Raw genomic sequence first — 12,918 nt, 5'->3', positions numbered from 1 at the left:
ACACAACAGATTTAGGAAACAAACCCTATCTGGCTATACCTTATACCGTATTTTTTCAGACGGCCTTTATCCCCCAAAAGATAGCCAGTCCACCACCTTTGCTATATCATTCAACTATACAGAAACCAAGGAAAACACCATGTACGAAGTCAACCGCAGCGTCTTCCTGCTCATCCCCCTCGATCCATTTTGGAACTGGCTGAAATCCCTGCCCGGCAATCACCTTGACGGCCTGACGCTTGAAGATATCCAAGCCGATGCAAACTCCTACCTCGTTCGCCCGTGCGAAACTGCCGACGAAGTATGGGACGAGATCGAAGCGCGTTTTGAAGACATTTTTGCTGCCGAATTGGCCGACTGGTGCGAAGACGAAAGCGAATGGCCGGATTTGGACGCCGACATTTTCAACGAATGGTTCGACATCCAACTCTCCACCGTGATTACCGACCTCGAACACGAACCAATCGCACGCGAAGAGTTCCAACCCATCAATCTCAACTGATGAAACTGACCGTCCGCAACTACCACCTCGACGGCTACGGCCACGTCAACAATGCGCGCTATCTCGAATTTCTCGAAGAAGCGCGCTGGACGTTTTTTCAAGAGCATGACCTTCTGTCCGAACTCGAAGGCATCATGCTCGTTGTTGCACGCGTCGATATCCGCTATCGCCGCCCGTCGCTTGAAGGCGATGTTTTAACCTTCACAGGCCGTCTGAAAGACATCGGCACACGCCACATCATCCTCAGCCAAACCGCAACCCTGCCCAACGGCAAAGCCGCCATCGAAGCCGAAGTTACCCTTATGCCCGTCAGCAGCGAAAGCGGCCGCAGCATCAACGTTCCCCAAACCTTAGCACACGCCATTCAAAACCTCGAATCATGAAAAAAATACTCACACTCCTTGTCGTTGCCACGATTGGCGCGCTTCTTGCCTTTGTCCTTATCCCCAGCAACAAAGCCGCCCCTGATTTCGCCCTGCCCGACCTGCAAGGCAAAACCATTACCAACGCCGATTTGAAAGACAAAGTTACCCTCATTAACTTCTGGTTTCCCTCCTGCCCCGGCTGCGTGAGCGAGATGCCTAAAATCATCAAAACCGCCCAAGATTATCAAGGCAAAAATTTCCAAGTCCTCGGCATTGCCCAGCCCATCGACCCTATTGAGAGCGTCCATCAGTACGTCAAAGAATACGGCCTTCCTTTCACCGTCATGTACGATGCCGACAAAACTGCCGCAAAAGCCTTTGGCACACAGGTTTACCCGACTTCTGTCCTGATCGACAAAAACGGTAACATCCTCAAAACCTACGTTGGCGAACCCAATTTCACCCAACTCTACCAAGAAATCGACCAAGCCCTCGCCCAATAAATCCAAGGCCGTCTGAAACCATATTTCAGACGGCCTAAAACCGAAATATCCTTTATAATAAGCAACATTTTATCCGTTCAGACACCAAGCTCCTCTATTAACAAAGGCCGTCTGAAACAACCGAATACCCATAAGAGAACATCATGAAATTTATCGACGAAGCAAAAATCGAAGTCGCCGCAGGTAAAGGCGGTAATGGCGCAACCAGTTTCCGCCGCGAAAAATTCGTACCGCGCGGCGGCCCTGACGGCGGCGACGGTGGCAAAGGTGGCAGCGTTTGGGCGGAAGCCGATGAAAACACCAACACCCTCGTCGAATACCGCTTCGTCAAACGCTACCAAGCCAAAAACGGCGAAAAAGGTCACGGCTCCGACCGCTACGGCGCAGGGGCGGACGACATCGTCCTCAAAATGCCCGTCGGCACCCTCATCCGCGACCTCGACACCGACGAAATCGTTGCCGACCTCACTTATCACGGCCAACGCGTCTGCCTCGCCAAAGGCGGCAAAGGCGGCTTGGGCAACATCCACTTCAAATCGTCCGTCAACCGCGCGCCTAAACAATCCACACCCGGTGAAGAAGGCGAAACCCGTTCCCTGCAACTCGAGCTTAAAGTCCTCGCCGATGTCGGCTTATTAGGCATGCCCAACGCCGGTAAATCCACACTGATTACCGCCGTGTCCGCCGCACGCCCCAAAATCGCCAACTACCCCTTCACCACCCTGCATCCCAACTTGGGCGTCGTGCGCATTGACGAAAACCACAGCTTCGTCATGGCAGACATCCCCGGCCTGATTGAAGGTGCAGCAGAAGGCGCAGGCCTCGGCCACCGCTTCCTCAAACACTTATCGCGCACCGGCCTGCTGTTGCACGTCGTCGATTTGGCCCCCTTCGACGAAGCCGTCAACCCAGCAGAAGAAGCCCTCGCCATCATCAACGAATTACGCAAATACGACGAAGAACTCTACGGCAAACCGCGCTGGCTGGTACTGAACAAACTCGATATGCTCGACGAAGAAGAAGCCCAAGCACGCACCGCTGCCTTCCTCGAAGCCATCGGCTGGGATTACCCCAAACCCGATGACCGCTTCCAATTCGACATGGAAACCCCGCGCCTCTTCCAAATCAGCGCCCTGACCCACCAAGGCACGCAGGAATTGGTACACCAAATCAACCAATACCTGACCGAGAAAAAACGCATCGAAGCCGAAAAAGCAGAAGCGGAACAGGCAACGGCAAAAGCCGAAATTGCCGAGCAGCAGCCTAAAACGGATACTGGCGTGTTTAAACCGGAGTAAAAAATTTCAGACGGCCTTTTTAATATAATTAGGACTGTCCGAATATAGGAATAAAAAACAAGGAAGACCATGATCTCTGATAAACAACGTGTCGAATTGGCGAAAAAGCAAGCCATGCTTAAAATTTTGTATCAGGCATGGCTAACAGAAAAACGGAAATACGCCGTAATCACGGTAGTCGATAATGAAGGCAACCTTATCGAATACCACCCTTCCGGTAATCAAAGAACAGTAGGCCATGTCAAACAACCGGCCTAAAGCGATTTTTTACTGTGGTGCTAACGGTTCGGGCAAATCTACCCTGCGCCAATTCAATCAAGATCGTGTCTCGTTAGTGATTGATTCTGACCATATCGCAGCAGAAATTAACCCTGAAATGCCTCGCTTGGCCGATATGGAAGCGGGAAAAACTGCATTGCGCTTATTCCGTCAAGCGTTGGATAATCGAATTTCTTTTTCCATGGAATCGACCTTATCCGGCAAATCCGCCCTTACCCGCATTCAAACGGCCAGCAATGCCGGATTCTACGTCATACTCAACTATATCGGTCTTGCGACGCCCGAATTAAATATCCGCCGTATGCAGGAGCGCGTCGCAAGCGGCGGACACTGGATAGATCCTGAGTTAATCCTCAAACGCTACCATGTGAGCCTGCAAAACCTTCATATCGCATTACCGTTTGCTGACGAAAGTTTTATTTTCGATAACTCATCGGTTTATCCTCAGCTGCAAATATGGATAAATCAACATCAATATCTGAAAAACAAACATTTAGTCGACTGGGTAAAGCCAATCGAGCAAACCATACTTTCAAATGGATTAATTTTTGATTCTTTTTTAGCTTATGAATAAAGAATTTGCCTGCACAAAAAATCCAAAATAATTTCCCTCTGTTTATACAAATTTTGAAAATCCCATGACCACAATCTACAACACCCTTACCCGCCAAAAAGAACCCTTTGCCCCCATCGACCCTAAAAACGTGCGCATGTACGTTTGCGGTATGACTGTTTACGACTATTGCCACTTAGGCCATGCCCGAGTGATGGTGGTATTCGACATGATTGCCCGCTGGCTGCGCGAGTGCGGTTATCCGCTCACTTATGTGCGCAACATCACCGACATCGACGACAAAATCATCGCCCGTGCGGCTGAAAACGGCGAAACCATCGGCGAACTGACCGCGCGTTTCATTCAGGCTATGCACGAAGATGCCGATGCTTTGGGTGTGTTGCGTCCCGACATCGAGCCGAAGGCAACGGAAAATATTCCGCAAATGATTGCCATGATTGAAACCCTGATTCAAAACGGCAAGGCATATCCTGCCGCAAACGGCGACGTTTACTACGCCGTGCGCGAGTTTTCTGCTTACGGTCAATTGTCGGGAAAATCGTTGGACGACCTGCGCGCAGGCGAACGTGTGGAAGTGGACGGTTTCAAACGTGACCCGCTGGATTTTGTGTTGTGGAAATCCGCCAAAGCAGGCGAACCTGCATGGGAAAGCCCGTGGGGCAACGGCCGTCCGGGTTGGCACATCGAATGCTCTGCCATGAGCGAAAACCTGTTCGGCGATACTTTCGATATCCACGGCGGCGGCGCGGATTTGCAGTTCCCGCACCATGAAAACGAAATTGCCCAAAGCGTCGGCGCGACGGGGCATACCTGCGGCCACGACCACGCGCAAACCCACCACGGTCAAAGCATTGCCAGCCACGTCAAATACTGGCTGCACAACGGCTTTATCCGTGTCGATGGCGAAAAAATGTCCAAATCGCTGGGCAACTTCTTCACCATCCGCGAAGTGTTGAAACAATATGACCCGGAAGTCGTGCGCTTCTTCATCCTGCGCGCCCACTACCGCAGCCCGCTGAACTATTCCGACGCGCATTTAGACGACGCCAAAGGCGCACTGACCCGCCTGTACACTACGTTGAAAAACACTCCTGTCGCCGCGTTCGAATTGTCCGAAAACGCCAACGACTACACCCGCCGCTTCTACGCCGCCATGAACGACGATTTCGGTACGGTCGAAGCCGTTGCTGTATTGTTCAAACTTGCCAGTGAAGTAAACAAGACTAATGATGCGCACCTTGCGGGCTGTCTGAAAGCCTTGGGCGGCATCATCGGCCTGCTGCAACGCAATCCAATCAAGTTCTTGCAAGGTGGGGCGGCTTCAGACAATCTTTTCAAAAAAGAAATCGAAGATTTAATTGAGCAAGACAAACAAGCACGCGCAGATAAAAACTGGATAGAGTCTGACCGCATCCGCAACCTGCTCTTGGATACATATAACATTATTTTGGAAGATAACGCCAGCGGTACGACTTGGCGGCAAGGAAACCCAATCAAATTGACTTATAAAGATTACTTTAAAATCAATCCTAATAGCCTCTCCAACGAAGAAATCGAAGATTTAATCGCACGACGCAAACAGGCGCGTGCCGATAAAAATTGGGCAGAGTCCGACCGTATCCGCGACCTTCTGAACGAACACAAAATCATTCTGGAAGACAACGCCGGCGGTACGACTTGGCGCCGCGGTTGATTTCATGGCATAGATAAAAGGCCGTCTGAAACTGTTTTCAGACGGCCTTTTTAATTTTGCTATTTCAAAAAGGGCGCAAACATCACGCCCTTTGTTTAAAACATCATTTCATTTATGCGCCGAATACTTTCAGACGGCCTTCTATTGGTTGGAAGGCTTTTTCTCCGGCTGGAGCCGCGATACCGCCGATCACCATTTGCGCACGCAACAACCAGCTTTCCGGCAAGTTCCATTCTTTGGCAATGGCCGCATCAGGCAGCGGATTGTAGTGTTGCAGATTGGCGCCGATACCGGCAGCCGCCAATGTTGTCCAAACAGCATATTGAACCATGGCATTTGCCTGATCTGCCCAGATCGGGAAGTTGGCCGCATAAGATGGGAACTGCTCTTGCAAGCCTTTGACAACATTTTGATCTTCAAAGAACAAAACTGTTGCCGCGCCTGCTTTAAACAAGTTCAGTTTTTGTGCGGTGGCTTCAAACTGCTCGGCAGGAACAACTGCACGCAAAGCTTCTTCGACAAAATGCCACACTTTGGCATGTTCTTCGCCAAACAATACGACCACTCGGGCAGATTGCGAATTGAAAGAAGACGGCGTATGCAAAACGGCGTGTTCGATGATTTTGCTTACTTCCTCATTGGACAGAGGCAGGGTGTTGTTCAATGCATAGATAGAACGACGGGTTTCAGCAGCTTGTTGCAAAACAGAATAAGTCATGATCTTTCCCTTAAATTAATCTTTATCTTTACCAAAAACGTTATCCAAAGCCCACGCTCCGCCACCGGCTACTGCCAGATACAAAAACACGAAGCAGAACAAAACGGCAGATTCGCCATGGTTAGCCAATGGGAACAAAACATTACCAGAAGACGCGTGCGCCATAAAGTAGGCGACTGCCATCTGACCGGACAAAACAAACGCGGCCGGACGCGTAAACAGGCCCAATATCAATAAGATACCGCCGACAATTTCCAAAATACCGGCCACCAGCATCAAGCCTTCGGGCACGCCGCCCATAGACATTGGAAAACTGAAAAACTTGGCCGTACCATGCAGCAAAAACAAATACGCTGTAACAATGCGCAAGACAGATAATACAACAGGTTGGAATGATTTGAGGGCTGACATCTTAATAATCCTTATTTTAATGATTACCTGAAGAAGTAGGGAGCAATTTCAATAAGTGCAGTATAGATAATTCCCAGTAAGAGATATATACTCGAATTATTGATACAACGTTTCCTAATAAGAAATAATGGATACCCTATTTAGCCTAAAAGTTTTCCGCCAAGTTGTTCAAAGCGGCAGTTTTACCCGTGCCGCCGATCAGCTCGACATCTCCACCGCCATGGCCAGCAAACACGTCAGCCATCTGGAAAACACCATTCAAGCCAAGCTCTTACACCGCAACAGCCGCAACCTCCACCTGACCGAAGCAGGCGAAGAATACTACCGCCAGTGCAGCTACGCGCTGGATACCTTGGATACCGCCGCCCAAAAAGCGGCAGGCGGCGCCGACACGCCGCAAGGTATGTTGCGCGTTACCATGCCCCTGTGGTTTGCAGGCGGCAATATGAGCGCATGGCTAGCAGAATACCGCCAGCGTTATCCCAAAGTAACGCTTGACCTCGTCCTCGACAACCGCCATATCGACCTCATTGCCGAAGGTTTCGACCTCGCCTTACGCGTTTCCAAAACCCCCTCTCCTTCGCTGATCGTCAAACCGCTGGCCAAAATCGAGTTCGTCCTGCTTGCCGCTCCCGACTATCTGGCCCGACACGGCACACCCGATACGCCCGAAGCCGTCATGCAGCATCAATCCATCCTGCCTTCCTATACCAGTCAACAAAACTGGGAGATTACCCACCGCATTACCGGAGAAAAAGCCATTCTCCACCTCTCCCCCGTTATCCGCAGCGACAACACGCTGATGATCCGCGAGCTGATTAAAGCAGGCGTAGGCATAGGCTATCAGCCCCTTTGGGCAGTTCAGCAGGAATTGAAGGACGGCACATTGGTCCAACTCCTGCCCGATTACACCATCTGGACAGACCAACTGAACGCCACTTATGTCGACAGGGCATTTCTCAGCGCGAAAGTACGCAGCTTTATCGACTTTCTCAATGAAAAAATATCGGAGGGATAAACATCAAGGCCGTCTGAAACACTTTTCAGACGGCCTTTAATCAAAGCAACAATCCAATCAATAATTGGTCGAGCAGAACTGTTCGCGTTTGTCCGCATCGGCGGCATAGCATGTCAAACCCATGCCTGAAGCATTACTGTTGTTCGCTTTCGCACCCGGTTTTTTGTTCACCAAAACCTTACCGTTTTTTCCGATTTCCACGGTGACGCCTTTGCCGTTTTTCAGCTTCCATTTCAACACTTGCGCATCGGCACTCTGGCATTTGCTGACCGTACAGCCGCCTTCTGTCGCAACATTGCCGTTTTTATAAATCACGCACTGCTGCTGGCTGTCGGTACAGGCCGCATACGCAGCAACGGAGAAACAGGAAATCAGCGCGGCAAACAAAACAGGTTTCATGGTTTGAACTCCTAAGGTTGTGATGATGGGTTTGTGATATTTGGAACTATACGCTTATTTGCAGATACCTACTACAAAATGTATCGGTAACACTCAACGGGTGCATTACTATATACATTCCACCAATTATCTCATTCACCCCATACAATAAAGGCCGTCTGAACATCACTTTTCAGACGGCCTTCAATTGGTTTTCTACCTTACCGCTTCAACTTCGCAAACGCATCTGCCATTGCTGAATTGGTTGGGGCACGCTCGTTACGTTGGGGTTTACGGTCGCAGCGTTTCTGATGTCGAGTTTCAGACGGCCTGTTGCCTTTGGCTGCGCCGCCCGCTTCGTCATCCAGCCGCATGGTCAGCGCGATGCGTTTTCTGGCGGCATCGACTTCCAGCACTTTCACTTTCACCACGTCGCCAGCTTTCACCACTTCGCGCGGATCTTGGACGAATTTATTGGATAAGGCAGAGATGTGCACCAAGCCGTCCTGATGGACGCCGATGTCCACGAATGCGCCGAAGTTGGCGACGTTGGAAACCACGCCTTCGAGTATCATGCCAACTTGCAAGTCGCTGATTTCGTTGATACCTTCGGCAAATGAGGCCATCTGAAACTCGCCGCGCGGATCTCGGCCGGGTTTTTCTAGCTCGGACAAAATATCCAAAATGGTCGGCAGGCCGAAGCGTTCGTCGGTGAAGTCGGACGCTTTAATTTGCTTCACGCGCTCGCGGTTACCGATAAGTTCGGCGGCGGTAATGCCTTGTTGCGCCAGCATTTTGGCGACGACGGGATAGGCTTCGGGGTGGACGGCACTCGCGTCCAGCGGCTCTTTGCCGCCGTTAATCCGCAAAAAGCCTGCCGCCTGCTCGAAGGTTTTTTCGCCCAAACGCGGCACTTTCAGCAATTTTTTGCGGCTGTCGAACGCGCCGTTTTCATCGCGGTAGGCGACGATGTTTTGAGCAAGGGTTTGATTCAAACCGGAAATTCGCGCTAAGAGCGGGGCGGAGGCGGTGTTCACGTCCACGCCGACGGCGTTCACGCAGTCTTCGACCACCGCGTCCAGCGATTTAGCCAGCTGGCTTTGGTTCACGTCGTGCTGATACTGACCCACGCCGATGGATTTGGGGTCGATTTTGACCAACTCGGCAAGCGGGTCTTGCAGCCTGCGGGCGATGGACACCGCGCCGCGCAGGGAAACATCCAAGTCGGGGAACTCGCGCGCCGCCAGTTCGGACGCGGAATAAATCGATGCGCCGGCTTCGGACACGACGATTTTGTGCAGCCCCATTTCCGGCATTCCGCGCACCAGTTCGCCCGCAATTTTGTCGGTTTCGCGGCTGGCGGTGCCGTTGCCGATGGCGATGAGCTTCACGCCGTGTTGTTTAATCAGGCGCGACAGCGTTGCCAACATATTGTTTTCTTGGTGTAAATAGACGATGACGGTATCCAGCAGCTTACCCGTGTCGTCCACTACGGCGCATTTCACGCCGTTGCGGTAGCCAGGGTCGAGACCCAAAGTCGTCAGCCGTCCGGCGGGCGCGGCGAGCAACAAGTCTTTGAGATTACGGGCGAACACGGTAATCGCGTCGGTGTCGGCGGCTTCTTTCAGACGACCTAAGGCTTCAAGCTCCAGCGACAAAAAGATTTTTGCGCGCCAAGTCAGGCGAACGGTGTCGCGCAGCCATTTGTGGCCGTCTGAAACCTTGAAGCGACGGGCGATGAGTTGCTCGTATTCGCTTTGCTGCGTAATCGGCGTGTCGTCGGGCTGGTATTTGAGCGCGATGTTCAACACACCTTCGTTGCGGCCGCGCAAAACCGCCAACGCGCGGTGGCTGGGCATGGCGCGGACGGGTTCGCGGTGGTCGAAATAGTCGCTGAATTTTTCGCCTTCGGTTTCTTTGCCTTCAACCACTTGCACGTGAATTTCGGCTTCGTTCCACAGCTTGTCGCGCAGCGTGCCGATGAGTTCCGCGTCTTCGGCACACTGTTCCATCAGAATCGCGCGCGCGCCGTCCAACGCGGCTTTGGTGTCGGGGACGTTTTCGTTCAGGTAGCCTTGCGCGGCGGCTTCCACGTCCTGCGGCTGCTCGGCAAGCAACACGTCCGCCAGCGGCTGCAAACCGTGTTCGCGCGCGATTTGCGCCTTGGTACGGCGTTTGGGCTTGTAGGGCAGATACAGGTCTTCCAGCGCGGTTTTGTTGTCGGCGGCTTCGATTTGCGCCCTGAGGTCGTCTGAAAGCTTGCCTTGCTCTTCAATGCTTTTTAAAACAACGGCTTTGCGCTCTTCCAACTCGCGCAGGTATTGCAGCCGCTCGGCAAGCTGTCGCAACTGCGTATCGTCCAGCCCGCCCGTGACCTCCTTGCGGTAGCGGGCGATAAACGGCACGGTTGCACCGTCGTCCAAAAGCTCGACGGCGGTGGTGATTTGGGCGGCGGTGGCGGAGAGTTCTTGAGAGAGGATTTGAGTAATGTTCATCAATAGAATTCCAACGGACAGGCCGTCTGAAATTTCAGACGGCCTGATTTAAAAACAATCGCTTTAAGGCAGCGAATTATAATATTCGTAGGCTTTGTCCATGTCTTCAAACTGGTACATATGCCCTTTTTCCAGCACCATCGCATTATCGCAATATTGCTTCATGGCGCTGTGGCTGTGCGACACCAAAATGATGGAACGGTCTTTGCGCTTTTCAAACAACTCGTACTTACATTTATCGGCAAAGCGCGAGTCGCCTACTGCAATCACTTCGTCAATCAGATAGCAGTCAAATTCTACAGCCAACGACAAAGCAAATGCCAAACGCGCCTTCATACCTGAAGAATAACGCTTGACCGGCTCGTAAAGATACTGACCCAGCTCGGAAAACTCTTCGGTAAAGTTCTTCACATAATCGATATCTACATTGTAAATCCGGCAGATGAAACGCAAATTGTCCATACCGGTCAGACTGCCTTGAAACGCACCAGAAAATGCCAGAGGCCAAGAAATACTCATTGTCCGCTTGATTTCGCCCGTGGTCGGCGGCTCAACGCCGCTAATCAAACGAATAAGCGTCGATTTACCTGCACCGTTGCGGCCGAGAATACCGATTTTCTCGCCCTTCTCCATTTTGAAGTTGATATCGTGCAAGACTGTCCGCCAACCTTGGCGAGTCAGATAGCGTTTGGAAACGTGTTCAACTGAAATCATTGCGGCTCAACCCCTTTGCTGAATCTCGCCACCATTGCCAAACCAAGCAGCAGCAAAACCAAGTTACACAACAAAATATACCAAGGATTTTCGTAAGTCGTAACGCTGTTACCAAAATATCCGGCACGGAACATTTCTGTACCATGCACCATCGGAAGCATCAGCACATAGTGTTGCAACTGCTGAGGCAGGTTGTGTACGAAGAAAAACACGCCGGACAAAGGCATCATCACAAAACTGATGGTACTCCAAACTTTGCCAAACGGCTCAAAATGAAACGCCACCGAACAGATGACCAGCCCCAATCCAACGGCAAACATTGCCATCAAAAGCCAAGCCAACAGCATATAAAAAATATCTGCCGGTACATCAATCCAACCGATGACGACCAATGCGAACATAATCACGACCTGCGCAATCGTAGCACCGGCAATCTCCAACAACATACGCGCAAAAATGGTATCTAAAACACGTACATTTCGGTGATACAGCAGGCTTGTGTTGGCCGCAATCGAACCGATGGCGCGATTAGAAGCATTACGCCACATCATCATCATCGGATAGCCTGTCAGCGTGAATGCCACGATATTCAAGGCGGACACGTTGTTCATGCGGAAAAACTTCCACATCAACACCATAACCAAAGTCAGTAGCAAAGGTTCGACAAACAACCACAAAAAACCAATGTTATTACGACCGTAGCGAGTAATAATTTCACGCATTAAGAGTGCGCCGATTACCCTTTTTTGGATAAGCAGCGACTCCAAAAACGATGTTTTATGTAGCTCTTTCATCAGTTTTTATGCTCACGGATACTTGCAGACAGCAACACGGCAATACCATAGACAATCAAACCGATGACAAACGTTGCCACGATGTTGTACAGACGGTTTGGCTCATGTGCCAAGTCAGGTTTGTTTGGCTGGGAAATCACTTCCAAATACAATTGCTGACGATCTGCTTCCGCTTTTGCACTTTCCAAAGAAGTCATCGCCGCCGCCAATTGTTTCTCAGCCAATTCGTTTTCCAAATACACGCGTTGATATTCCGCCGCCTGATTGGACAACGAACCCTCGCCACCGCCGGAAATCGCTTTCATTTGTTGCGAGATTTCTTTACGCAAGCTCTTCTCACGCGCAATCAAACCTGGAATTTGTGGGTTTTCAGGCGTAACGGCTTTTACCTGGTCAAGCTGGGTCTGAATGACAATCAACTCGTCCTGCAATTTGGATACCAAACCCATTTGCACATCAGATTGCGCCTTCAAGTCGAAAATACCATTGGATACACGGAATTTTGTCAATTGGGCAGAAGCTTCTTTAGCTTTCTCTTCAGCCGAATTGACCACTTCCTGAGCATAACGAATCGTATCCTGACGAGCACGCTCGTTCAGCTGGTTGATCAATACCTCACCCTGTTTGAGTAAAGCATCATTGATCTTTTGAGATTCACCGGCATTGAAAGATGTAACGCTCAAATTAGAAATGCCTGAGACAGAGTCAAAATGGATGGATACCTTATCGCGGTAGTATTGATAAAACGCTTCATCCTCGCCACGCAGGCCAAAACCATTAAAACGGCTGAAAATATCGCCTTCTTTTTCATAAAAATCGCGAACGGGCATTTTCTTACGCAACGCGTCCAAAGCCGAACGCGACTGCATATATTCCTGCACGGTATAAATATCATCTTGCGCACGAGAGAAACCAGACCCCTGCAAAATAGCGCCCAAGCCGTTCAAAGACGATTGGCTCTTAGGAGAACGCACCACAAAGCTGGACTGAGATGTGAACTGATCAGAAGCAAATAGTCCGTAATACACACCGGAACACAAAGTAGGCACGATAACCGTTACCCAAAGCAACGGATTAATCTTACGCAACCAAGACTTCTTGGCCTTTTTCTTTTCGGGAGCCGGTTGTTCCGGTTTCACATCCACATTTGTAGAAACTTGTTCAGACATTATTTTC

The 12,918-nt window shown here is 50.7% G+C and carries 15 protein-coding genes; 8 read left to right on the top strand and 7 right to left on the bottom strand.

The window, feature by feature from the left end; translation table 11 throughout:
* The first annotated feature begins 139 nt into the window (after nucleotides 1-139).
* From TW89_RS02330 to cysS, 7 genes are all read left to right on the top strand, one after another.
* Nucleotides 140-502, top strand: a complete 363-nt coding sequence (locus tag TW89_RS02330; protein WP_003681812.1) for a hypothetical protein — start codon at nucleotides 140-142, stop codon at nucleotides 500-502.
* Complete coding sequence (locus TW89_RS02325) at nucleotides 502-885, top strand: acyl-CoA thioesterase (protein WP_128580428.1); 384 nt, start codon at nucleotides 502-504, stop codon at nucleotides 883-885. Before TW89_RS02330 ends, TW89_RS02325 begins: the two co-directional genes overlap by 1 nt.
* Nucleotides 882-1,370 carry a peroxiredoxin family protein gene (locus TW89_RS02320; RefSeq protein WP_004519060.1) on the top strand — a complete coding sequence of 163 codons (489 nt, stop codon included), beginning with the start codon at nucleotides 882-884 and terminating at the stop codon, nucleotides 1,368-1,370. The genes TW89_RS02325 and TW89_RS02320 overlap by 4 nt, the downstream gene beginning before the upstream one ends.
* A gap of 143 nt (nucleotides 1,371-1,513) precedes the next feature.
* Complete coding sequence (gene obgE / locus TW89_RS02315; protein ID WP_128580427.1) at nucleotides 1,514-2,668, top strand: GTPase ObgE; 1,155 nt, start codon at nucleotides 1,514-1,516, stop codon at nucleotides 2,666-2,668.
* Nucleotides 2,669-2,737: 69 nt separating this feature from the next.
* On the top strand, nucleotides 2,738-2,926 hold the full coding sequence (locus TW89_RS02310) for a hypothetical protein (RefSeq protein ID WP_128580426.1): 189 nt from the start codon (nucleotides 2,738-2,740) through the stop codon (nucleotides 2,924-2,926).
* Entirely contained in the window at nucleotides 2,907-3,521 is a 615-nt protein-coding gene (locus TW89_RS02305) for a zeta toxin family protein (protein WP_128580425.1), read from the top strand. The genes TW89_RS02310 and TW89_RS02305 overlap by 20 nt, the downstream gene beginning before the upstream one ends.
* Nucleotides 3,522-3,585: 64 nt before the next feature.
* The gene (gene cysS / locus TW89_RS02300) at nucleotides 3,586-5,214 is read left to right on the top strand and encodes a cysteine--tRNA ligase (protein ID WP_283114284.1); all 1,629 of its coding nucleotides are present in this window, start codon (nucleotides 3,586-3,588) and stop codon (nucleotides 5,212-5,214) included.
* 112 nt (nucleotides 5,215-5,326) lie between these two features.
* Here the strand turns inward: cysS and TW89_RS02290 are convergent, their stop codons facing one another.
* A complete protein-coding gene (locus TW89_RS02290) occupies nucleotides 5,327-5,932 on the bottom strand; it encodes a nitroreductase family protein (RefSeq protein ID WP_128580424.1) in 606 nt (201 codons plus the stop codon).
* Nucleotides 5,933-5,947: 15 nt separating this feature from the next.
* Entirely contained in the window at nucleotides 5,948-6,343 is a 396-nt protein-coding gene (locus TW89_RS02285; RefSeq protein ID WP_128580423.1) for a DoxX family protein, read from the bottom strand.
* 127 nt (nucleotides 6,344-6,470) lie between these two features.
* Here TW89_RS02285 and TW89_RS02280 point away from each other — a divergent pair, with 127 nt between their 5' ends.
* A complete protein-coding gene (locus TW89_RS02280; protein WP_128580422.1) occupies nucleotides 6,471-7,361 on the top strand; it encodes a LysR family transcriptional regulator in 891 nt (296 codons plus the stop codon).
* A 57-nt stretch (nucleotides 7,362-7,418) separates the two neighbouring features.
* Here TW89_RS02280 and TW89_RS02275 read toward each other — a convergent pair whose 3' ends face one another.
* The 5 genes from TW89_RS02275 to TW89_RS02255 all read right to left on the bottom strand — a co-directional run bounded on the left by TW89_RS02275 (nucleotide 7,419) and on the right by TW89_RS02255 (nucleotide 12,911).
* On the bottom strand, nucleotides 7,419-7,760 hold the full coding sequence (locus tag TW89_RS02275; protein ID WP_003683849.1) for a hypothetical protein: 342 nt from the start codon (nucleotides 7,758-7,760) through the stop codon (nucleotides 7,419-7,421).
* Nucleotides 7,761-7,960: 200 nt separating this feature from the next.
* On the bottom strand, nucleotides 7,961-10,234 hold the full coding sequence (locus tag TW89_RS02270) for a Tex family protein (protein ID WP_128580421.1): 2,274 nt from the start codon (nucleotides 10,232-10,234) through the stop codon (nucleotides 7,961-7,963).
* 63 nt (nucleotides 10,235-10,297) lie between these two features.
* A complete protein-coding gene (locus tag TW89_RS02265; RefSeq protein WP_003747991.1) occupies nucleotides 10,298-10,948 on the bottom strand; it encodes an ABC transporter ATP-binding protein in 651 nt (216 codons plus the stop codon).
* A complete protein-coding gene (locus TW89_RS02260; RefSeq protein WP_049332909.1) occupies nucleotides 10,945-11,742 on the bottom strand; it encodes an ABC transporter permease in 798 nt (265 codons plus the stop codon). The genes TW89_RS02265 and TW89_RS02260 overlap by 4 nt, the downstream gene beginning before the upstream one ends.
* Complete coding sequence (locus TW89_RS02255; RefSeq protein WP_128580420.1) at nucleotides 11,742-12,911, bottom strand: capsule biosynthesis protein; 1,170 nt, start codon at nucleotides 12,909-12,911, stop codon at nucleotides 11,742-11,744. Before TW89_RS02255 ends, TW89_RS02260 begins: the two co-directional genes overlap by 1 nt.
* Nucleotides 12,912-12,918 lie beyond the last annotated feature (7 nt).

Origin of the sequence: Neisseria flavescens (assembly GCF_001618065.1) — a bacterium.
GTDB lineage: Bacteria > Pseudomonadota > Gammaproteobacteria > Burkholderiales > Neisseriaceae > Neisseria > Neisseria flavescens_A.
Note: the sequence above shows the minus strand (reverse complement) of the source record. Positions and strands in the feature narration are given on the sequence as shown.